The organism is Amycolatopsis ponsaeliensis (assembly GCF_030182635.1).
Taxonomy (GTDB): Bacteria; Actinomycetota; Actinomycetes; order Mycobacteriales; family Pseudonocardiaceae; genus Amycolatopsis; species Amycolatopsis ponsaeliensis.
This window is the reverse complement of the sequence record NZ_JAPZLD010000006.1, coordinates 69,815-89,850: the sequence shown is the minus strand read 5'-3', so window position 1 is coordinate 89,850 and position 20,036 is coordinate 69,815. Positions and strand designations below refer to the sequence as shown.

Here is a 20,036-nt window from a genome sequence, read left to right as displayed (position 1 = left end):
AGGGTCACTCGCCTGGGAGAATGCGGTCGACCAGCAGGCCCACGACCTGCGCGTCCGAGTACCCGGCGAACGCCTCGGGCAATGTCAACCGCTCGACGGTCAGGCCGGTCAGGGCCAGATAGAGCAGCAGGACCTCGTCCCGCCCGCCGGGCAGGCCGGCAGCTTCGTGGAAGCCCACGCTCAGCTCGAAGCTCTCGCGCACAGTCGCGGTCAGCGCCGCCGCCAGCTCCGGACGGCGGTTCGCCTCCAGGCGGAGTTCGAGCAGGGCGAGGTAGGAGCTGCGGCGGGTGGTCAGCCGCGTCATCAGGTCGCCGAGCAGCGCGGCGACCCGCCCGGTCGAGGGCTCTTCGGCGCGCGGATCGGCCATCACCTCGTCCGGTGCGGACAGCCGGACGTGCACGCGTTCCCCGGCCTCGGCCAGCAGCCGGTCGCGGTCGCGGAAGTAGTTCGACGTCGTCCCCGGCGGAACGCCGGCCTCGGTGTCCACGGCGCGGTAGGTGAGCCCGCGCGCGCCGTCGCGGGCGAGGACCTCGATGGCCGCGTCCGTCAGGGCCGTCCGCCGTTCGGTGTTCTGCCGCACGAATCCTCCTTGCCCGATTCAAACCACTGTGATTAGAGTACTACAGACATAGTGGTTTGAACGAGAGGAACCGGGAATGCAGGTCAAGGGGTTCGGGGCGGGGTACCTGGTCGACGACGTCGCCGCGACCACCCGCTTCTACCGGGACGTGGTCGGGCTGCCGGTCACGGTCGAGCTGGACTGGTTCGCCAGCGTCAACGCCGGCGCACCCGGCTACGAAATCAGCTTCGTGCAGCGCGGGCACGAGTCGGTCCCGCCGGCCTACCGGGCACAGGAGACGTCCGGGCTGATGTTCGGGCTCGTCGTCGAGGACGCCGCGGCCGAGGCGAAACGGCTGGTGGACGCCGGTGTGGAGCTCGTCACGCCGGTCGTCGACGAGCTCTACGGGCAGCGGCACTTCTACGTCGCGGATCCGGACGGCGTGCTGCTCGACGTCATCGAGATGATCGCGCCCGACCCGGACTGGGCGGCGGCGAACCTCCCGGCGTCGTAAGGGACAATCAGGGGGTGCCCGTGCTGCGTCCCGACCCCGCCACCCCCATCGACCCGGCGTTGCCCGACAGCGCGCTGAAGGGGCTCGGCAGCAGAACGTTCGGGGTCTACGTGCACGTCCCGTTCTGTGCGACGCGTTGCGGCTACTGCGACTTCAACACCTACACCGCGGGTGAGCTCGACTCGGGCTCGTCGCCGCAGTCCTGGCTCGAAGGACTGCGGCGCGAGCTGGAGCTCGCCGCGAAGGTCCTGGTCGTGCCGCCCGCCGCCGACACGGTGTTCGTCGGTGGCGGCACGCCGTCGCTGCTCGGCGCCGACGGTCTCGCCTCGGTGCTCGACGCCGTCCGCGACGTCTTCGGGCTCGCTCCCGGCGCCGAGGTCACGACGGAGTCGAACCCGGAGTCGACGTCGCCGGAGTTCTTCGCGGGGATCCGCGAAGCCGGCTACACGCGGGTCTCGCTCGGCATGCAGTCGGCCGCGCGGCACGTGCTGAAGATCCTCGACCGCGTGCACACCCCGGGCCGGCCGGGCCAGGCCGCCGCCGAAGCCCGCGCGGCCGGGTTCGAGCACGTGAACCTCGACGTGATCTACGGCACGCCCGGCGAGCGCCCGGACGACCTCCTCGCGACGCTCGACGCCGTGCTTTCCGCGGGCGTCGACCACGTGTCGGCGTACGCGCTGATCGTCGAGGAGGGCACGGCGCTGGCCCGCCGCGTGCGCCGCGGTGAGCTGCCCGCGCCGGACGACGACGTGCTGGCCGCGGACTACGAAATGATCGACGCGACGCTGTCGGCGGCGGGACTGCGCTGGTACGAGGTGTCGAACTGGGCGGCTTCCGACGCCGCCCGCTGCCGCCACAACCTCGGCTACTGGCGCGGCGACGACTGGTGGGGCGCCGGGCCCGGCGCGCACAGCCACGTCGGCGGCGTGCGCTGGTGGAACGTCAAGCACCCGGCGCGCTACACGGCGCTGCTCGCCGCCGGCGACTCGCCCGCGGGCGGGCGCGAAGTGCTCACCGACGACGACCAGCACCTCGAGCGGATCATGCTCGAACTGCGCGTCGCCGAAGGACTTCCGCTCGACGTGCTGGACGAACCGGGGCTCGCGGAGGCCCGGGCGGCGGCGGCCGAGGGCCTGCTCGACGCGTCCGCTTTGGACTCCCGGGGCCGCGCGGTGCTCACCGACCGCGGGAGGCTGCTGGCCGACGGCGTGGTCCGGCGCCTCGCGGGCTGACGGGAATTAGCTCGCGGGATTAAAACTGGGGACCCGGTCGTTGCTTGTATCGAGCAACGACTTCTTTGGAGGCCCCATGGCGCGCGCGATCAGGTTCGACGAGTACGGCGACGTGGACGTCCTCCGGGTCGAGGACGTCGAGCGGCCGGCACCGGGACGGGGGCAGGTGCTCGTCGAGGTCCGGGCCGCCGGGATCAACCCGGGTGAGGCTGCCATCCGGCGCGGGTTCCTGCACGGACGCTGGCCGGCGACGTTCCCGTCCGGGCAGGGCAGCGACTTCGCCGGCGTCGTCGCGGAACTCGGCGACGGCGTCGAGGAGATCGCGGTCGGCGACGAGGTGATCGGCTTCGTGCACACGCGCTCCAGCCATGCGGACTACGTCGTGGCGGAGGCTGCGGACCTCACGCCGCGGCCGGACGGCGTTTCGTGGGAGGCCGCGGGCGCGCTGTTCGTCGCCGGCACCACCGCCTACGCCGCGACGGCCGCGGTGTGCCCGCGTGAGGGCGACACGGTCGTCGTCTCGGGTGCCGCCGGAGGTGTCGGGTCGCTGGCCGTCCAGCTCGCGAAGCTGGCCGGCGCCACGGTGATCGGCCTGGCCGGGGAAGCGAACCACGCGTGGCTGCGCGAGCTGGACGTCATCCCGGTGTCCTACGGCGACGGCGTCCTCGAGCGCATCAAGGAAGCCGCGCCCGACGGCGTGCACGCGTTCGTCGACACCTTCGGCTCCGGTTACGTGGAACTGGCCCTGCACCTGGGCATACACCCCGGGCGGATCGACACGATCATCGATTACGAGGCGGCCGCGAAGTACAACGTGAAGACCGAAGGCAACATGGCGGGAGCGTCGGCCGAGGTGCTGCGCGAGCTGAGCCTGCTGGTGGGCAAGGGGCTCCTCGACGTGCCGGTCGCGCGCGTCTACCCGCTGGACGAGGTGCGCGACGCCTACCGCGAACTCGAGCAGCGGCACACACGCGGCAAGATCGTCCTGCGGCCCTAGTTCTTCGCCGCCACGACCTTCAGGCCGGCCAGGTAGACGTCGAGAGCGAACTCCAGACGTTCGGTAGCGGTCTCGGCCGAGAAGAACTCGCCGATGTGCAGCATGTTCGGGAACGCCTCGGGGGGCAGTGACCGCATGTACGCCACCATCTGCTCGCCGCGTTTCGCCGTCTCGGCTTCGTCGATGTCGCCCCAGGTCCAGCCGCTCGCTTCGTAGGCGTACGCCTTGGCGTAGAGCGCCAGGGCGTCGCCCGCGAACGTCGCCTGCTTGAGCGTCAGGCCGCCCGCGCGCAGCAGGGCGAGCATCGCCTCGCCTTGGCGCAGCGAGCTCGGCGTGACCGGCACGGCGATGTCCCACGCCACCCGCGCGATGCCGGGGTGGGCGACCATCACCCGGATCTGGCCGCGGACCAGGTCCTTAACCTGTTCGTCCCAGCGCGCCGGGTCCGGGTCGGGGATCGGCGCTTCGGCGAGCACCGCGTCGAGCATCAGCTCCGCCAGCTCGTCCTTGTTGGCCACGTGCGCGTAGAGCGACGCGGGTCCCGTTTCCAGCTCCTGCGCGACGCGCCGCATGGTCACCGCGTCGAGGCCCTCCTTGGCCAGGATCTCCAGCGCCGTCTTCACGATCAGCTCCTGGGAGAGCGCGGGTTTCGTGGCGCGGCGGCGCGGGGCGCTGCGCCACGGCGGTGGGGGAACGGTCACGCGAACACTGTACTTGACGCGAACGCTGTTCGTAAGTAGAACTGTGTTCGTCAAACGAACAACGTTCGTAAGGGGATCTCATGACCACCACCACCGCCGAAGCCGACGTCCGCGCCGTGCTCGGCCGCCTCACCGAGGCCTGGAACTCCGCCGATGCCGCCGCGTACGGCCGGCTCTTCACCGAGGACGCGGACTACGTGACGTTCTTCGGGCTCAACTTCCCCGGCCGGGAGGCGATCGAGAGTTCGCACCGCGCGCTCTTCGAGGGACCGCTGAAGGGCTCCAAGCTGACCGGGCAGCTCGGCGCGTCGGCGAAGGTGCGGTTCGTCCGTCCGGACGTCGCTGTGGTCGTCGTGGGCGGCGGTTCCTCGGTCAGTGGTGCCGACACCGCCGACGAAGGCCGCGAGTCGACTGTCAGCTTTGTGCTCGTCCAAGAGGACGGCGAGTGGCTGATCACGGCGTTCCAGAACACGCGCGTCTCGGATCCGCGCGGGTGAAAGCGCTTGCGGAGGCGTCGGGGGTCGTCGCGCGGCCGCCGGCCGAGGTGTTCGAGGAGGTGCGGCGCCGGGTGACCGGGGGTGGTTACGCGATGCGGACGGAAGTCGACGCCGAACGGGGGTTCCTCGCGGTGCAGGGTGGCTGGTGGTACCGCGGGGAGTACCGCGTCACGGCCGATCCGGCGGGTGCGCGCGTCGAGCACCGGGTGGTCAACGCGGCCACCTGGGGACGGTGGGGAGTCCCGTTGGCCAACCGGTTCTTCGTCGGGTTCCGCGCGAAGACGGCTGCCGGTTTTGCCCGGATGCTCGAGGAAGTGGCCCTATCCGGGTAGGCGGCAGGCAGTTCCGGCGCGTAGGGTGAGTTAGGTAACCCTTAGTACTTGAACTCTGGTGGGAGTTGTCGAATGGCTGAAACACCCCGGCGGTCCGGGCGTCCCGCGGTGCGGCTACGGGTGCTGCGCACCGAGCGGCTGACCCCGCACATGATCCGGATCGTCGCGGGCGGCGACGGGATCGCCGATTTCACGCCCAACGAGTTCACCGACGCCTACGTGAAGGTGCTGTTCAAGGTTCCGGGCGTCGAGTACCCGGAGCCGTTCGACGTCCAGGAGTGCCGGGCCACGCTGCCGCGGGAACACTGGCCGCGCATGCGCTCCTACACCGTCCGGGCGTTCGACCCGCAGGCCGGCGAGCTGACCTTCGACTTCGTCCACCACGGCGACGAGGGCATCGCCGGCCCGTGGGCGGCCGCGGCCCAGCCGGGCGACGAGCTGCTGCTGTCCGGCCCCGGCGGTGCGTACGCGCCGGGATCCGAAGCGGACTGGCACCTGCTGGCCGGCGACGAAAGCGCGCTGCCTGCCATCGCGGCGTCGCTCGAAGCGCTCCCGGCCGGCGTCGCGGCGCAGGTCGTGATCCTGGTCGAGAACGCCGAGGAGCAGCAGCCGCTGGCCACGAAGGCCGACGCGCAGATCACGTGGCTGCACTGCGAGTCCGGGGGCGACGTCGCCGCGGCGGTGCGGGAGCTGCCGTGGCGCGAGGGCGTCGTCCAGGCGTTCGTGCACGGCGAGGCGGGGTTCGTCCGCGAGCTGCGGCGCTACCTGCTCGACGAGCGCGGCGTGCGGCGCGAGCTGCTGTCGATCTCGGGGTACTGGCGCGTCGGCAAGGACGACGAAGCCTGGCGCGAGGAGAAAGCGGCCGAACGGGCCCGCGAGAGGTAGCAATCCGGCCAAAAGCAGGCCGACCCCGCACGGCTGGTAACCGTTGCCGCGAAGTCTTTCGGCCGTGGCTGTGGCCGGATTGATGCCAACGGCGCAGTAACCTCGCGGGATGGCGAACCTCAAGGTGGACGTCGAGCCGGCCGAAGCCGGGTTCGACGCGGGCAGGCTTTCCCGGCTGGACACCCATTTCGACCGGTATGTCGAGGATGGACGGTTGCCGGGCTGGCTCGCGGTGGTGAGCAGGCACGGCCGGATCGTGCACGTCGGCAGCGGCGGGTGCAGCGACGTCGAAGCGGGCACGCCGGTGGAGACCGACACGCTGTGGCGGATCTTCTCGATGACCAAGCCGATCACGTCGGTCGCGGCGATGATGCTCGTCGAGGACGGCCTGCTGGAGCTGGACGACCCGATCTCGCGGTGGCTGCCGGAGTTCGCGTCGCCGCGGGTGTTCGTCAAGGGATCGGCTTTGAAGCCGTTGACCGAGCCGGCTCGCTCGCCGATCCGCGTGTGGCACCTGCTGACCCACACGGCGGGCCTGACGTACGGCTTCCACCACGGCCACCCGGTGGACGCGATCTACCGGGCGGCGGGGTTCGAGTGGGGGACGCCGCCGGGCCTGGACCTGGCGGCGTGTTCGGAGCAGTGGGCGTCGCTGCCGCTGCTGTTCCAGCCGGGTGCGGAGTGGAACTACTCGATCGCGACGGACGTCCTGGGGCGGCTCGTCGAGGTGGTTTCGGGGCTTTCGCTGGACGAGTTCTTCTCGTCGCGGATCTTCACGCCGCTGGGCATGACGGACACGGGGTTCGTGGCGTCTTCTCCTGCTCGCTTGGCTGCGCTTTACGTACCTGACCCTGCTACCGGCCGCGCGACGCGCAACGACGCGTTCGGTGCGCTCGGGAAGTCCCGCCCGGACTGCCTGTCCGGCGGCGGCGGTCTGGTGTCGTCGGCATCGGACTATTGGCGTTTCACGGAGATGCTGCTGGGCGGCGGAGCGTTCGACGGCGTCCGGTTGCTGTCGCCGCGAACGGTGTCCCTGATGGCGAGCAACCACCTGCCGGGCCACGTGGACCTGGAGGAGTACGGACGCCCGCTGTTCGCGGAGATGCCGTTCGACGGGCACGGGTTCGGGCTGGGGTTCTCGGTACTGGAGGACCCGGTCAAGGCGCGGACTTTGTCGTCGGCGGGGGAGTTCGCGTGGGGCGGGGCGGCTTCGACGGCTTTCTGGGTGGATCCGGATGAGGACTTGACGGTCGGGTTTTATACGCAGCTGTTGCCGTCGAGTACCTATCGGCTGCGGTCCCAGCTGCGGCAGCTGGTTTACCAGGCGCTGCTGGACTGAACGGGCTACGAACTCCGCTCGAAGAACGAGAAACCCGCACGCCGCCCCGGTCTTGAAACCGGGGCGGCATCGGGCGGAGCTTCGGGATGGTCACGAAGCCGAACCTCAGCCTCGGCAACCCCCTCAGCGATCACCCGACGCCCCCGCGCATAGTCCAACAGCTCCGCCACCGGACGGTTGTCCGCCGAATACACCGCAGTGAACCGCTCGAACCCGCGCTCCAACGCCGCCAACCCCAGCATGTGCAGCAGCGCCGATGCCAGCCCCACCCGACGCCATCCCGGGGCCACCGCTATCGCCACCTCCGCCATCCGCCTGCCCGTCGCCTCGTAGCGGGCCACCGCCACCCCCGGGCCCTCCGAACACCGCGCCACCAGGGCGAACCGGCGCTCGTAGTCCAGGACCGTCAGCCGCTCCAGCAACTGGGGCGTCACCCGGGGCGCCGAACCGCAAAAGCGTCTGCGCAGCGTCTCCGGGTCCGCGTTGCGGATGGCTTCGCCCAGCTCCGGCGCGTCCTGCGGGGTCAGCGGCCGGACCCATACCCGGCGGCCGTCGCGGAGGAGGAGCGTGCGGTCGAATCCCGGGGGCGGCTGCGTCACCGGGCCACCCTAGCGGCCGCCCGATCGGGCGGGGAGAAGTTCACGAAAAACGAGTACGTTGCCAGTAAAGGGTTTCCGGGGGAAAGGGCGGCCATGCGGCGGATCGGGATCGTCGGAGCGGGGCAAGCGGGACTCGTCCTCGCCCTCGGGCTGCGGCACCAGGGTTACGACGTCACGGTGTTCGCCGAACGCGCCGCCGAAGACGTGCGCGCCGGGCGGCTCGTCTCCAACCAGTGCCTCTTCCACCCCGCCCTCGAACGGGAACGCGCGCTCGGCATCGACTTCTGGGAAGCCCCGCCCATCCGCGAAGTCGCCTTCGCCGCCGCCGGTCCAGGCGCCGAGCCCGCCATCTCCTGGCGCGCCGGGCTCGACCGGCCGGCGCAGTCGGTCGATCAGCGCGTCAAGGTGGCCGGCTGGATGACCGAGTTCGCCCGCCTCGGCGGCGACCTCCGCCTGCGCCGCGTCACCCCGGCCGACCTCGACGACTGCGCCCGCGAGTTCGACCTGCTCATCGTCGCCGCCGGGCGCGGGCCGCAGTTCGACGCGCTCTTCCCGCGCGACGACGCACGCTCGCCCTACCGCGAGCCCCAGCGCGCGATCGGCATCAGCTACGTCGCCGGCACGCTCGACGCCGTACCCGGGCTCACCTTCGGCATGGCGCCGGTCGGCGAGTTCTTCCTGCTCCCCGTGCTTTCGGTCCACGGCCCCGTGCACGGCATCGGCTTCTTCGGCCTGCCCGGCGGCCCGATGGACGTCTGGGACGGCGTCGCCGACGTCGACCAGCACTACGAGACCGCGCGGAACCTGCTGCGCACGCACTACCCCTGGCAGGCGAAGCTTCTCGACGACGCGCGTCCCGTGGCGCCGACCGAGATGCTGCACGGCCGGATCACGCCGATCGTGCGGCACCCGGTCGGCACCCTGCCGTCCGGGGCGAAGGTCCTCGCGATGGGCGACACCGCGGTGACCAACGACCCGGTCGGCGGGCAGGGCGCCAACATGGCCGCCCGCGCAGCGCGGGCGTACCAGGAAGCGATCGTCGAACGCGCCGACCGGCCGTTCGACGAGGAGTTCATGCACGACGCCTTCGCCCGCTACTGGCAGCACGCGCGGCACGCGACGCGCTTCAACAACGACCTCCTGGCCCCGCCGCCGCCGCACGTTCTGGCCACTTTGGACACCGCGCAACGCGTTCCCGAAGTGGCGCACCGGTTCGCGCACCTCTTCGAGAACCCGGCCGACTACGAAGGCTGGCTGGGTGATCCCGAAGCGGCGATGGCGTACCTCCGGTGACTTTAGGCCCGCGAGCGAGGACGATCAGCTCTTCACCCGCCACTGCCGGCCCAGGCAGAGTCGGGGTGCAAGCCCATCCCGAGGAGGAACGAACATGACGGTCGACAGCCCGACGACGAAGCGGGCCGAGCGGTTCCGTGGCCAGGCGCTGGTCGCGCGGGTCAAGGAGCTCATCCACCAGGGCAACGTACGGCGGATCCGGGTCAAGAACGACGAAGGCCACACGGTGCTGGAGATCCCGGTCACGGCGGGTGTGGTGGCCGCGATCGCCGCCCCGGTGGTCACCGCGGTCGGCGCGATCGCCGCGCTGGCCAAGGAATGGACCATCGAGGTCGACCATCTGGCGACCGCCGAGGAGGCGCCGGCGGAGAAGAAGCCCGAAGAGGCCACGGGCGACTGACCGGAGGGTGGCCGGGTCTCCCCGGCCACCACGGTCTGCCCTCAGCCGAAGGGGCCCCGGTCCGGAGTGCAGACCGCGCCCCGGCCGGGCACCGAAGCGGCGACGAAGTAGCGGTCGAGGGAGGCGTCGACACAAGCGCTCTTGCCGCGCGAACCGTGGCCGTACGTGTCGAGGCTCAGCAGATGGGCGTTGGCCAGCAGCCTTTCGGTCCGCTGGGCCCCGGCGTACGGCGTCTCCAGGTCGCCCTGGCGGTTGGCGAGGAGCAGGATCGGCGCCGTCGGCCGGTTCCACGGACCGGCGTAGCGGCCGGTGTCCGAGACGTCCCACGTGGCGCACGGCAGCGTCTTGTAGACGTCGTAGGGCCCGAAGCCGCGTCCCACCAGGTCGGCCTTCCGCGCGTAGTCCCACCACACGGCGGGATCACGGGGGTTGGCCGCGTCCGAGCAGAGCGTCGCGCCGCCGCCGAGCATCGAGTCGACGTCCGGCGGGCCGCCCGCCGAGGCCGGAGCGCGGGACGCCGGGTCCGCCAGCGCCTGGAGGAACGCCGCCAGCTGCGGTGCCGCCTGGGCGTCGGTCAGGTAGTTGTGGATCGTGGCGATCGCGCTCTGGTAGGTGACGGCGATCTGCTTCCCGGCCGTGTCCGTCACGGTGATCGGGCCGGCCGCGAGGCGGTCGAGAATGGCTGAGTAGTCGAAGGCGCAGCGCGACGCGCAAGCGTCCAAAAAGGACTGAAGAGCGCGAGGCCCGTCTTCGTAGCCTTGCAGCCGGTAGCTCATCGGGCCGGCACCGGTCGCCCAGCGCATCGGGTCGTCGACGGCGTCGAGCGCGAGCGAGCCGACGCGGCCGGGGAACAGGTTCGCGTACGTCTCGCCGAGGTAAGTGCCGTACGACTTCCCGTAGTACCGCAGCTTCGGCTCGCCGAACGCCGCCCGCAGCCGGTCGAGGTCACGGGCGACCGTGCCGGTCGAGAGGTGGTTCGCCAGCGGGCCGGCGTTCTGTTCGCAGAGGTCGGTGACGGTCTTCGTGTCGGCGATCTGCCGCTGTTCGGCTTCGCGGGTCAGCGGGAACGTGCCGAGCGCCCGCTGGAGCACTTCGAGCTGCGACGGATCGGTGAAGCAGTGGATCTTCGAGCTCGCGCCGACGCCGCGCGGGTCGAACCCGACGATGTCGAAGCGCCGGTGCAGCTCCGGCGTCAACGCGGGGGCGAAGCGGCCGGACGAGCCGGGGCCGCCGGGGTTGTAGAAGATGGTGCCCAGCTTGTGGGCCTGATCGGTGGCGGGCAACCGGCCGACGGCGATGGACACGGTGCCGGCGGCGGGATCCTGGTAGGACATCGGGACGTCGAGGTGGCCGCACTGGTAGCCGGCCTGACAGGTGTCTTCCCAGACGATTCCGGCGGGGCTCGCCGCGGCCGCGGGCGCACTCAAGGCGACTGCGCTCGCGACGGCCCCCAGAGCCAGCGCAGCACGGAGTTTCGGAGAATTCATGGCCCTGATCGTCCCGTCACCGGGACCGGGGGCGCGCTGGTGCGCACCCCCGGAACCGGGGTAGGGCGGGCCCTACGCGGTGAGCTTCGGGATGATCTGCGACCCGTAGGACGCCAGCGTCGCCTCGCGGTCGTCGTGCATCAGGTACAGCGAGAACTGGTCCACGCCCAGCTCGGCCAGCTCCTGCAACCGTTCGACGTGGGCCGACGCCGGGCCCAGCAGGCAGAAGCGGTCGACGATCTCGTCCGGGACGAACTCCGTCGACGGGTTGCCCGCCTTGCCGTGGTGGCTGTAGTCGTAGCCCTCGCGCTCGCGGATGTAGTCCGTCAGCTCCTTCGGCACCGCACCGGAAGATCCGTAGCGCGCCACCAGGTCCGCGACGTGGTTGCCGACCATCCCGCCGAACCAGCGCAGCTGCTCGCGCTGGTGCGCCAGGTCGTCCCCGACGTATGCCGGGGCCGCGACGCAGATCGTGATGCCGCCCGGGTCGCGGCCGGCCGCCCGCGCGGCGTCGCGCACCGCGCCGATCGTCCAGCGGGCGATCGCCGGGTCCGCGCACTGGAGGATGAAGCCGTCGGCGTGCTCGCCGACCGTCTTCAGCGCCTTCGGCCCGTACCCGGCCATCCACATCTCGAGCCGGCCGTTGCGGATCCAGGGGATCTGCACGGTCGTCTCGTTCATCGTCACCGCTCGGCCTTCGGCGAGGTCCTTCACCACGCGCATGCAGTCGCGGACGGTGGCCAAAGTGGACGGTGGTTTCCCGACGACGCGGTGCGCCGAGTCGCCGCGGCCGATGCCGCAGACCGTCCGGTTGCCGTACATGTCGTTCAGCGTGGCGAAGGTCGACGCCATCACCGACCAGTCGCGCGTGCCGGGGCTGGTCACCATCGGCCCCACGACCATCGAAGACGTCGCCGCGAGGATCGCCGAGTAGATGACGAACGGTTCCTGCCACAGCACGCAGGAGTCGAACGTCCAGCCGTACCGGAACCCGGCGTCCTCGGCGTTCTTCATCAGCCGCACGACGTCCCGCGCGGGCGGGTCCGTCTGCAGCACGATCCCGAAGTCCATCGGCCGCTCCTCAGTTCAGGTACTGGTTCAGCGAGCGGGACAGGAACTTGCCGTGCGACGTCGATCCCGTGAACCCGTCCGGCGACACGACCACACGCCCTCGGGACAGGACCGTGTGCACGCGACCGGTCAGCTCGAACCCTTCGTACGCCGAGTAGTCCACGTTCATGTGGTGCGTCTCGGCGGACAGCGTCTGCTTCGCGGTGGGGTCGTAGACGACGATGTCGGCGTCCGAACCCGCCGCGATGACGCCCTTGCGCGGGTACAGCCCGAACATCCGCGCCGGCGTCGCCGAGCACGTCTCGACCCACCGCCCGAGCGTCAGCCGGCCCGCGACGACGCCCTGGTGCAGCAGGTCCATCCGGTGCTCGACACCCGGCATGCCGTTCGGGATCGCCCGGAAGTCGCCGCGGCCCAGTTCCTTCTGGTCCTTGAAGCAGAACGGGCAGTGATCGGTCGACACCACGGACAGGTCGTTGGTGCGCAGCCCGCGCCACAGGTCGGCCTGGTGCGACTTCTCCCGCAGCGGCGGCGACGCGACGTACTTCGCGCCCTCGAAGTCCGGCTTCGCCAAGTCCTCAATGGACAGGTAGAGGTACTGCGGGCACGTCTCGGCGAACACGTTCTGACCGTCGTTGCGTGCTTCCGCCACCGCCGCAAGGGCTTGCGACGCCGACAGGTGCACGATGTAGAGCGGCGAGCCGGTGACCTTCGCGAGCTGGATCGCCCGTGACGTCGCCTCGCCCTCCAGCTCCGGCGGCCGGGTCAGGCCGTGCTGCACCGGGTCGGTGTTCCCGGCGGCCACGGCCTGCGCGGCCAGCTGGTCGATCGCGATGCCGTTCTCCGCGTGCATCATGATCGTGGCGCCGATCTCGCGCGCCTTCTGCATGGCCAGCAGGATTTCGCCGTCGGTCGAGTAGAACACGCCCGGGTAGGCCATGAACATCTTGAAGCTGCCGACCCCGGCGTCGACGCAGGCTTCCATCTCCTTCAGCGACTGGTCGTTGACGTCGCTGACGATCATGTGGAAGCCGTAGTCGATCGCGCAGTTGCCGTCGGCTTTCGCGTGCCACTTGTCCATCGTGGACAGCAGCGACGTGCCCTTGGCCTGCACGGCGAAGTCGATGATCGTCGTCGTGCCGCCCCACGCGGCCGCGGTGGTGCCGGTCGAGAACGTGTCGACCGAATGCGTGCCGCCGAACGGCATCTCCATGTGCGTGTGCGCGTCGATCCCGCCGGGCAGCACGTACTTGCCGGTGGCGTCGATCGTCTCGTCGCCGGAAAGCGTCCCGGGTGCCCCGACGGCGGCGATGGTCTCGCCGTCGACGAGGACGTCCGCCAGGAGGGCGCCCGACGGCGAGACGACCTGGCCGCCCTTGATGAGCGTGGTCATCAGGCCTCCGTGAGGGGGCCGTAGGTGTCCGGGCGGCGGTCGCGGTAGAACGCCCACAGGTCCCGGACCTCGTCGAGCAGCGTCATGTCCAGATCGCGGATGACGACCTCGTCGTCGGTGTCGGACGCGGCGTCGCCGATCAGCTGGCCGCGCGGGTCGGCGAAGTACGTCTGGCCGTAGAAGTCGTTCTCGCCCAGCGGTTCCACGCCGACGCGGTTGATCGCGCCGACGAAGTACTCGTTCGCCACCGCGGCCGCCGGCTGCTCCAGCTTCCACAGGTACTGCGACAGGCCGCGGCTGGTCGCCGACGGGTTGAACACGATCTTCGCCCCGGCCAGCCCCAGCGCGCGCCAGCCCTCCGGGAAGTGCCGCTCGTAGCAGATGTAGACGCCGATGCGGCCCACGGCGGTGTCGAACACCGGGTAGCCCAGGTTCCCGGGCCGGAAGTAGAACTTCTCCCAGAACCCCTTGACCTGCGGGATGTGGTTCTTGCGGTGCTTGCCGAGGTACGTGCCGTCCGCGTCGATCACCGCGGCGGTGTTGTAGTACACGCCGGGCTGCTCGACCTCGTACATCGGCACGATCAGCACGACGCCGTGGCGCTCGGCCACCTCCTGCATGAGCTTGGTCGTCGGCCCGTCCGGGATGCCCTCGGTGTAGGAGTAGAACTCGGTGTCCTGCACCTGGCAGAAGTAGGGGCCGTAGAACAGTTCCTGCAGGCAGACGACCTGGGCGCCCTGCGAGGCGGCGGTGGCGATGTGGTCGACCGCCGCCTTGATCATGGACTCCTTGTCACCCGTCCACCGCTGCTGGATCAATCCGGCTCGGACGACGCTCACTTGCTTCCTCCTTGGTTGACGAACGGGACAGGGCGGCGAAGACGACGAACGCGCCGACGAAGCCGATCACCCAGTTGTAGTCGTAAAGCGGCTTGAGGAACGGGATGAGCCCGTCGGCGGGGAACGGCCCAGTATTGGCGGCACTGTACGCGCCTCCTACTGCTAATACGGCTCCCACCAGCGTCGCGACCAGCGCGCGCCAGTTCCAGCCGCCGCTGAACCAATACACCCCATCGGGTGTGTAGAGGTCCTTCAGCTTGAGCTTGGTGCGGGCGATCACCCAGTAGCCCGCGACGAGCACGCCCGCGACCGCGCCGAGCAGGCCGCCGTAGAAGCCGAGCCAGGCGAAGATGTAGATGTTCGGGTCGGAGTAGAGCCGCCACGGCTGGATGAGGATGCCGATGACGCCGGTGATGCCGCCACCGACCGCGAACGTGATCTTCTTCGGGAAGGCGTTCGAGAAGTCGTAGGACGGGCTGACGACGTTGGCCGCGAGGTTCGCCGAGATCGTGGCCAGCACCAGCGCGACCAGCGCGACGACGACCACGACCGGGCTGGTGAACTTGTCGGCCAGCTGCGCCGGGTCCCAGATGTCCTCGCCGTAGAGCACGTGCCCGCCCGACGTGGTCAGGATGGCCACGATCGCGATGAACGTCATCGTCGTCGGCAGGCCGAGGATCTGGCCGCGGACCTGCTTGCGCTGGCTGCCGCCGAAGCGCGTGAAGTCCGGCATGTTCAGCGACAGCGTCGACCAGAACGCGATCATCGCCATCAGCGACGGCGCGAACACCTTCCAGAAGTCCGGTCCCCAGCCGAGCTTGCCGCCGTCGGACAGGATCGGGCCGAGCCCGCCCGCCTTGACCAGCACGTACCCGAGCATGATCAGGAAGCCGACCGACACCAGCGGCGCCGTCCAGTTCTCGAACCGGCGGACCGCGTCCATGCCGCGCCAGATGATCAGCATCTGGCCGATCCAGAAGACCACGAAGGACAGCCACAGCGTCCAGTGCTGCCCGGCGATCTCCGGCGCGTCCCGCCACCACGAGCCGAGCAGCCGCCCGAGGATGACGTAGATGGCCTCGCCGCCGACCCACGTCTGGATGCCGAACCAGCCGCAGGCGATGAACGCGCGCAGCAACGCGGCCAGGTTGGCGCCGCGCAGGCCGTAGAACGCGCGGGCGAACACCGGGAACGGGATGCCGTACTTCGTGCCGGCGTGGCTGTTGAGCAGCATCGGCGCGAGCACGACGAGGTTGCCGATCGTGATCGTGATCAGCGCCTGCACCCAGTTCATGCCGAGCGCGATCAGCGACGCGGCCAGGGCGTAGCTGGGGATGTTGTGGGCCATCCCCATCCAGAGCGCGAAGTAGTTGTAGGTGGTCCAGGTCCGCTTTTCGACGGGGACGGGGGCCAGCTCTTCGTTGAAGAACCGGCTGCCTTCGAGAGACCCGACGTCGGCGGGGTCCAGTTCGACCCGGCCGTCGTCGTGCACGCGCTGGTCTGCGGGTGTCGGCGCCATTGCGGAATCCTGCGCGCCGGGTCGCGGCCGGGGCAACGGCAGACTGTTCACTCTTCCCTGATCAGGAGTGCAGACTGTCGATTGCGCGATCGGTGCCGGGGTGCATGACCTGCGTCACACATCTCGCCGTCACGAACCGGCAAAGCGGGTGAAACGTCTCCACAGGATCTCCACACTTCGCGCGGACCCTCTCCACCGCCGATCCCTAAGGTCGTTTTCATGGAACCAGGAGTGCGGCGGGTGCTCGTCGTCGAGGACGACGTCACGATCGCCGCGTCGATCGCGGCCCGGCTGCGGGCCGAAGGGTTCAGCGTGGACGTCGCCCACGACGGGCCGGCCGCGGTCGAAGCGGACACCTCGTCGGAGCCGGACCTGGTCGTGCTGGACGTGATGCTCCCGGGGTTCGACGGCCTGGAGGTCTGCCGCCGGATCCAGGGCCGCCGTCCGGTGCCGGTGCTCATGCTGACCGCGCGCGCCGACGAGACGGACATGCTGGTCGGGCTGGGCGTCGGCGCCGACGACTACCTCACGAAGCCGTTCTCGATGCGGGTGCTCACGGCCCGCGTGCACGCGCTGCTGCGGCGGGTCGAGCGCTCGTCCCGGGCGGACTCGCACGCGCGGATCGTGCTCGGCGACCTCGAGATCGACGTCGACGAGCGGCGCGTCGCGCGGGCCGGCGTCGCGGCGCAGCTGACGCCGATCGAGTTCGACCTGCTGGTGCACTTCGCGCGGCGGCCGCGGGTGGTGCAGCCGCGGGAACGGCTGCTGTCGGAGGTGTGGGACTGGGATGTCCACGGCACGTCCGCGGGCACCCGGGCGGTGGACAGCCACATCAAGGCGCTGCGGCGCAAGCTCGGCGCCGACCTCATCCGGACGGTGCACGGCGTCGGGTACGCGCTGGAGGCGGGATCGTGAAGGCGCTGCTGGTGCGGGTGGTCGAGCTGCTGCCGCGGCCGCTGGACGGGGTCCGCTCGATCAAGCTGAAGCTGGCGATCCTGATGGTCGCGTCCGGCGGGGTCGCGTTCGCGTTCTTCAACTGGCAGATCGGCTGGCTGCCGCCCAAGACGACGATCACGGCGATGGTGCTGGCACTGCTGCTGTCGCAGGTGCTGGCGCACGGGATGACGCGGCCGCTGCGTGAGATGACGGGCGCGGTGCGGGCGATGGCGAAGGGCGATTACACGCGCCGCGTCCGCGCCACCACGCGGGACGAAGTGGGCGAGCTGGCGCAGGCGTTCAACCTGATGGCGGGAGATCTCGGCGACGCGGACAAGCAGCGCCGTGAGCTGATCGCCAACGTGTCCCACGAGCTGCGGACGCCGATCACGGCGTTGGGCGGGGTGCTCGAGAACCTGGTCGACGGCGTCGAGGACCCCGACCCGGCGACGCTGAAGACGGCGTTGCAGCAGACCGAGCGCCTGGCGACGCTGGTGGACGAGCTGCTGGACCTGTCACGCCTCGACGCGGGGGCGATTCCGCTGCACAAGACGTCGTTCTCGCTGTCCTCTTTGTTGTCGGAGGCGGTTTCCGAGGCGGCGTTGGTGCGCGGGGTGACGTTCTCGGTGTCGGTGGCGCCGTCGGACGCGGTGGTGGTGGCCGACCGCGGCCGGCTGTTCCAGGTGGTGGCGAACCTGCTGGAGAACGCGGCCCGCCACGGCCCGGCGGGCGGGTCGGTGCAGGTGCTGGCCGAGGTCCGCCCGGGCGAGATCCGCATCGACGTGTGCGACGAGGGGCCGGGGATCGCCCGGGCCGACCGCGAGCGGGTATTCGAGCGGTTCACGCGGGGGGAGCGGCCCTCCGGCGGGGGGACGGGGCTGGGTTTGGCGATCGCGCGGTGGGCGGTGGAGCTGCACGGCGGGACGATCGGGGTGGTGGAGCCTTCCGCGGGGGTCGGGAGCCGGATCCGGGTGACGCTGCCGACGGGCTGAGTTCTCGGCAGCCATGAGGGGCACCCTCATGGCTCTTACGTCCATGAGGGTGCCCCTCACGGCCTTCGGCGGTGGGACCGGGCAAGGGGATTCGCAAAAGCGAACGTGAAAGCAGGCGAGATGCCGAAGAACAGAATGGGTGAGCCCGGGAACCCGGGCACGGAGAAGCGCGCGCCGCGGGGGAAGCGGCAGGCGGGCCCGGGGCCGGCGGAGGGCGCGGTGGCCGGCGGGACCGCGGGGGAGGTGGACCAGGGGACTGCGGGTGGTTCGGCCGCGACGGGGTCCGCGGGTCCGGCCGGCGGGGTCGGGTGGGGTGACCCGGTCGGGTCCGCGAAGGCGGCGGGCGGCGGCCTTGCAGGGGTCAGGACGACCGGGGCCGCGGGGCCGGTCGGCGATGGGGCGGGTACCGGCGAGGTTGGGCGGGTCGGCTTGGTCGAGCCCGCCGGGGCCCCGGGGTCGGCGGGCGGCGGAGCGCGCGCCGGCGCGGCGTCGCTTGGAGCCGCATCCGGTGGATCCTGGGCCGGCGGGGTCGCCGTGGCCGCTCCTTCTGTCCTCCTGCGGCCGATCCCGCCACCGAAATCGGCCGTCGTCCCGCTGCCGCCCGCTGTTCTGCCCGCCGCCGGGCTGGCCGGAGTGGCCGCTGCCCTCGTCCTGCCCGTCGACCGGCCCGGGGTCGGGTGGCTGCTGGCCGGGCTGGCCGTCACCCTCGCCGTCTTCCTCGCCGATCGGCGGTCGGCGGACGGCGCCGGGTCCTTCACCTGGGGCAGCGCCGCGTGGGCCTTCCTCACCCTCGCCCTGCTCGGGATGGGCGCCGTGCGGGCGTCCGGGTGGCTGTTCGTCCTCTGCGTGCTCGGTGCCGTCGTCACCGGTTCGCTCGCCGTCGTGGGGAAGCGGACCGTCAACTCCGTCCTCTACGACATGCTCGCCGTCCCCCTGGAAGCCCTTCGCGCCATTCCCTGGGCCGGCCGCGGGGTGGGCCGCTTCGCCGCCCGCCGCGACGGTGTCGCCCGGCGGATCGGCCTCGCCGTGCTGGCCACCGCCGCGCTCGTCGCCGTCTTCGTGCCGCTGCTCGCCAGTGCCGATGCCGCCTTCGCCGCCGTCGTCAACGCCGTCATCCCCGACCTCAGCGTCGACGTCCTCGTGCGCTGGTGCTGCGTGTTCGTCGTCGCGGCACTGCTCGTCGCCGGAGCGTGCTACTTCCTCGCCGCCCCAGCGCATCGTGCTACCACGGAACGTCCATACCGGACCAAGTATGGTCTGGAATGGACGGTCCCGCTGACCGTCCTCGTCCTGCTGTTCAGCGTGTTCGTCGTCGTCCGGCTGGTCGTGCTCTTCGGTGGCACCGAGTACGTCCTGCGCACCAGCAACCTCACCTCGGCCGAGTACGCACGCGGCGGCTTCTGGCAACTGTGCGCGGTCACCGTGCTGACGCTGGCCATCGTCGCCGCGGCGCTGCGCTGGGCCCCGAACGTCACGAAGGCCGACCGGCTGCGCCAGCGCGTGCTGCTGGGCGCCTTGAGCGCGTTGAGCCTGGTGCTCGTCGGGTCGGCGTTGAGTCGCATGTGGACGTACCAGGAGGCCTACGGCTTCACCGTGCTGCGGCTGCTGGTCGAGGTCTGCGAACTGTGGTTCGGCGCGGTGTTCGTGCTGGTGCTGGCGTCGCTGGTCAAGCTCCGCTCGGCGTGGCTGCCCCGCGCGGCGATCGGCACCGCGGCCGCGGCGCTGCTGGTGCTCGCCGTCCTCGACCCGGAACGTCTCATCGCCGGCGCCAACCTCGACCGCGCGGCCGCCGGGAAACCCCTGGACCACCGCTACCTGGCGGGATTCTCCACCGACGTCGTCCCCGTGGTGTCGGCCCGGCTGCCGGAACCGCTCCGGACGTGCGTGCTGCGCGAGGTCCTCGCCGGCGACACCCCCGACGGCTGGCCCGCTTGGAACCTCAGCCGTTCGAGCGCCCGCGACGTGACTCTCGGCAGTTGTTGAACCACGAGCGCCGGCTGTGCGTGGTTAAAAGCGTTGCGCGGAAGCCACCGGGCCGTCGTGGGGGCGGCCCGGCGGCTTCCGCGCGCCAAAGCGTCAGAACGCGAAAACGTCGTCCGAGTCGCGGTCCGCCGCGCACCGGTTCGGGTACGAAGTCCGGTACGACACCGGCTTTCCCGCCCAGGTACCGACCACCGTCACGTCCACCGGGGCGTAGATCAGCGTGCACGCCTGGTGCCGCGCGTTGATCTTCGTGAAGTCGCCGCCGACGCTCGAAAGCACCGCGCACGCCTTGTCGCGCCGGGGGTGCGTGCCGCCCGTCGGGTCGCAGGTCAGCACCACCGAGCCGATGCGGTTGGCGGTGTCGTGGCTGGTCAGCTGCAACGTCGACGCCGGCGGCTGCGCCGGGGCGAGACAGCTCAAGCTCATCAGGCAGGCTGCGAGGGGGAGTAGGGCCATATCGGTTCCATC

General features: G+C 70.8%; 21 protein-coding genes. 12 read left to right on the top strand and 9 right to left on the bottom strand.

The features are described 5' to 3' along the window. Window positions 1-4: 4 nt before the first annotated feature. On the bottom strand, window positions 5-580 hold the full coding sequence (locus QQ657_RS11220; RefSeq protein ID WP_284742008.1) for a TetR/AcrR family transcriptional regulator: 576 nt from the start codon (window positions 578-580) through the stop codon (window positions 5-7). A gap of 76 nt (window positions 581-656) precedes the next feature. Between QQ657_RS11220 and QQ657_RS11215 the strand changes: the two genes are divergently transcribed. From QQ657_RS11215 to QQ657_RS11205, 3 genes are all read left to right on the top strand, one after another. Continuing rightward, window positions 657-1,073, top strand: a complete 417-nt coding sequence (locus QQ657_RS11215; protein WP_284742007.1) for a VOC family protein — start codon at window positions 657-659, stop codon at window positions 1,071-1,073. A gap of 14 nt (window positions 1,074-1,087) precedes the next feature. Further along, entirely contained in the window at window positions 1,088-2,305 is a 1,218-nt protein-coding gene (gene hemW / locus QQ657_RS11210) for a radical SAM family heme chaperone HemW (protein WP_284742006.1), read from the top strand. A 76-nt stretch (window positions 2,306-2,381) separates the two neighbouring features. Next, window positions 2,382-3,302, top strand: a complete 921-nt coding sequence (locus QQ657_RS11205; protein WP_284742005.1) for an NADP-dependent oxidoreductase — start codon at window positions 2,382-2,384, stop codon at window positions 3,300-3,302. On the opposite strand, the gene QQ657_RS11200 is transcribed toward QQ657_RS11205, so the two are convergent. Continuing rightward, window positions 3,299-4,003, bottom strand: a complete 705-nt coding sequence (locus tag QQ657_RS11200; protein ID WP_284742004.1) for a TetR/AcrR family transcriptional regulator — start codon at window positions 4,001-4,003, stop codon at window positions 3,299-3,301. The two genes, QQ657_RS11205 and QQ657_RS11200, sit on opposite strands and share 4 nt — an antisense overlap. An 80-nt stretch (window positions 4,004-4,083) precedes the next feature. Between QQ657_RS11200 and QQ657_RS11195 the strand changes: the two genes are divergently transcribed. The 4 genes from QQ657_RS11195 (at window position 4,084) to QQ657_RS11180 (ending at window position 7,056) form a co-directional block, all read left to right on the top strand. After that, complete coding sequence (locus QQ657_RS11195; RefSeq protein ID WP_284742003.1) at window positions 4,084-4,500, top strand: SgcJ/EcaC family oxidoreductase; 417 nt, start codon at window positions 4,084-4,086, stop codon at window positions 4,498-4,500. After that, the gene (locus tag QQ657_RS11190) at window positions 4,497-4,832 is read left to right on the top strand and encodes a hypothetical protein (RefSeq protein WP_284742002.1); all 336 of its coding nucleotides are present in this window, start codon (window positions 4,497-4,499) and stop codon (window positions 4,830-4,832) included. The genes QQ657_RS11195 and QQ657_RS11190 overlap by 4 nt, the downstream gene beginning before the upstream one ends. Window positions 4,833-4,904: 72 nt before the next feature. Further along, the gene (locus tag QQ657_RS11185; protein WP_284742001.1) at window positions 4,905-5,717 is read left to right on the top strand and encodes a siderophore-interacting protein; all 813 of its coding nucleotides are present in this window, start codon (window positions 4,905-4,907) and stop codon (window positions 5,715-5,717) included. 109 nt (window positions 5,718-5,826) lie between these two features. Next, window positions 5,827-7,056 (top strand): serine hydrolase domain-containing protein, encoded by a 1,230-nt coding sequence (locus QQ657_RS11180; protein WP_284742000.1) that lies wholly within the window; start codon window positions 5,827-5,829, stop codon window positions 7,054-7,056. A gap of 5 nt (window positions 7,057-7,061) precedes the next feature. Here the strand turns inward: QQ657_RS11180 and QQ657_RS11175 are convergent, their stop codons facing one another. Beyond that, complete coding sequence (locus QQ657_RS11175) at window positions 7,062-7,655, bottom strand: GNAT family N-acetyltransferase (RefSeq protein WP_284741999.1); 594 nt, start codon at window positions 7,653-7,655, stop codon at window positions 7,062-7,064. Window positions 7,656-7,748: 93 nt separating this feature from the next. On the opposite strand from QQ657_RS11175, the gene QQ657_RS11170 reads away from it, so the two are divergent. Both QQ657_RS11170 and QQ657_RS11165 read left to right on the top strand, forming a co-directional pair. Further along, on the top strand, window positions 7,749-8,948 hold the full coding sequence (locus QQ657_RS11170; RefSeq protein WP_284741998.1) for a styrene monooxygenase/indole monooxygenase family protein: 1,200 nt from the start codon (window positions 7,749-7,751) through the stop codon (window positions 8,946-8,948). Between the two features lie 94 nt (window positions 8,949-9,042). Then, window positions 9,043-9,348, top strand: coding sequence for a DUF4342 domain-containing protein (locus tag QQ657_RS11165; protein ID WP_284741997.1), 306 nt, complete (start codon window positions 9,043-9,045; stop codon window positions 9,346-9,348). Between the two features lie 41 nt (window positions 9,349-9,389). Here the strand turns inward: QQ657_RS11165 and QQ657_RS11160 are convergent, their stop codons facing one another. From QQ657_RS11160 to QQ657_RS11140, 5 genes are all read right to left on the bottom strand, one after another. Further along, window positions 9,390-10,835 (bottom strand): alpha/beta fold hydrolase, encoded by a 1,446-nt coding sequence (locus tag QQ657_RS11160; protein ID WP_284741996.1) that lies wholly within the window; start codon window positions 10,833-10,835, stop codon window positions 9,390-9,392. A gap of 72 nt (window positions 10,836-10,907) precedes the next feature. Further along, the gene (locus QQ657_RS11155) at window positions 10,908-11,906 is read right to left on the bottom strand and encodes a TIGR03842 family LLM class F420-dependent oxidoreductase (protein WP_284741995.1); all 999 of its coding nucleotides are present in this window, start codon (window positions 11,904-11,906) and stop codon (window positions 10,908-10,910) included. A gap of 10 nt (window positions 11,907-11,916) precedes the next feature. Further along, on the bottom strand, window positions 11,917-13,299 hold the full coding sequence (gene hydA / locus QQ657_RS11150; protein WP_284741994.1) for a dihydropyrimidinase: 1,383 nt from the start codon (window positions 13,297-13,299) through the stop codon (window positions 11,917-11,919). Beyond that, entirely contained in the window at window positions 13,299-14,081 is a 783-nt protein-coding gene (locus QQ657_RS11145) for a nitrilase-related carbon-nitrogen hydrolase (RefSeq protein ID WP_284742203.1), read from the bottom strand. Before QQ657_RS11145 ends, hydA begins: the two co-directional genes overlap by 1 nt. A gap of 10 nt (window positions 14,082-14,091) precedes the next feature. After that, complete coding sequence (locus tag QQ657_RS11140) at window positions 14,092-15,657, bottom strand: NCS1 family nucleobase:cation symporter-1 (protein WP_284741993.1); 1,566 nt, start codon at window positions 15,655-15,657, stop codon at window positions 14,092-14,094. A gap of 219 nt (window positions 15,658-15,876) precedes the next feature. Here QQ657_RS11140 and QQ657_RS11135 point away from each other — a divergent pair, with 219 nt between their 5' ends. The 3 genes from QQ657_RS11135 (at window position 15,877) to QQ657_RS11125 (ending at window position 19,568) form a co-directional block, all read left to right on the top strand. Beyond that, window positions 15,877-16,572: a response regulator transcription factor gene (locus QQ657_RS11135; RefSeq protein ID WP_284741992.1), complete on the top strand. Its 696-nt coding sequence runs from the start codon at window positions 15,877-15,879 to the stop codon at window positions 16,570-16,572. Next, window positions 16,569-17,585 (top strand): HAMP domain-containing sensor histidine kinase, encoded by a 1,017-nt coding sequence (locus QQ657_RS11130; RefSeq protein WP_284741991.1) that lies wholly within the window; start codon window positions 16,569-16,571, stop codon window positions 17,583-17,585. Before QQ657_RS11135 ends, QQ657_RS11130 begins: the two co-directional genes overlap by 4 nt. A gap of 534 nt (window positions 17,586-18,119) precedes the next feature. Beyond that, window positions 18,120-19,568 (top strand): DUF4153 domain-containing protein, encoded by a 1,449-nt coding sequence (locus tag QQ657_RS11125; RefSeq protein ID WP_284741990.1) that lies wholly within the window; start codon window positions 18,120-18,122, stop codon window positions 19,566-19,568. A 93-nt stretch (window positions 19,569-19,661) separates the two neighbouring features. On the opposite strand, the gene QQ657_RS11120 is transcribed toward QQ657_RS11125, so the two are convergent. Then, window positions 19,662-20,024: an SSI family serine proteinase inhibitor gene (locus QQ657_RS11120; protein ID WP_284741989.1), complete on the bottom strand. Its 363-nt coding sequence runs from the start codon at window positions 20,022-20,024 to the stop codon at window positions 19,662-19,664. Between the last annotated feature and the right edge of the window lie 12 nt (window positions 20,025-20,036).

Bases quoted from the DNA above. Each gene is read 5' to 3' on its own strand.
- QQ657_RS11160 (WP_284741996.1), bottom strand. From the start codon at position 10,835: ATGAATTCTCCGAAACTCCGTGCTGCGCTGGCTCTGGGGGCCGTCGCG.
- QQ657_RS11215 (WP_284742007.1), top strand. From the start codon at position 657: ATGCAGGTCAAGGGGTTCGGGGCGGGGTACCTGGTCGACGACGTCGCC.
- QQ657_RS11170 (WP_284741998.1), top strand. From the start codon at position 7,749: ATGCGGCGGATCGGGATCGTCGGAGCGGGGCAAGCGGGACTCGTCCTC.
- QQ657_RS11145 (WP_284742203.1), bottom strand. From the start codon at position 14,081: ATGATCAAGGCGGCGGTCGACCACATCGCCACCGCCGCCTCGCAGGGC.
- QQ657_RS11120 (WP_284741989.1), bottom strand. From the start codon at position 20,024: ATGGCCCTACTCCCCCTCGCAGCCTGCCTGATGAGCTTGAGCTGTCTC.
- QQ657_RS11205 (WP_284742005.1), top strand. From the start codon at position 2,382: ATGGCGCGCGCGATCAGGTTCGACGAGTACGGCGACGTGGACGTCCTC.
- QQ657_RS11140 (WP_284741993.1), bottom strand. From the start codon at position 15,657: ATGGCGCCGACACCCGCAGACCAGCGCGTGCACGACGACGGCCGGGTC.
- QQ657_RS11180 (WP_284742000.1), top strand. From the start codon at position 5,827: ATGGCGAACCTCAAGGTGGACGTCGAGCCGGCCGAAGCCGGGTTCGAC.
- QQ657_RS11185 (WP_284742001.1), top strand. From the start codon at position 4,905: ATGGCTGAAACACCCCGGCGGTCCGGGCGTCCCGCGGTGCGGCTACGG.
- QQ657_RS11135 (WP_284741992.1), top strand. From the start codon at position 15,877: ATGGAACCAGGAGTGCGGCGGGTGCTCGTCGTCGAGGACGACGTCACG.
- QQ657_RS11165 (WP_284741997.1), top strand. From the start codon at position 9,043: ATGACGGTCGACAGCCCGACGACGAAGCGGGCCGAGCGGTTCCGTGGC.
- hydA (WP_284741994.1), bottom strand. From the start codon at position 13,299: ATGACCACGCTCATCAAGGGCGGCCAGGTCGTCTCGCCGTCGGGCGCC.
- QQ657_RS11155 (WP_284741995.1), bottom strand. From the start codon at position 11,906: ATGGACTTCGGGATCGTGCTGCAGACGGACCCGCCCGCGCGGGACGTC.
- QQ657_RS11195 (WP_284742003.1), top strand. From the start codon at position 4,084: ATGACCACCACCACCGCCGAAGCCGACGTCCGCGCCGTGCTCGGCCGC.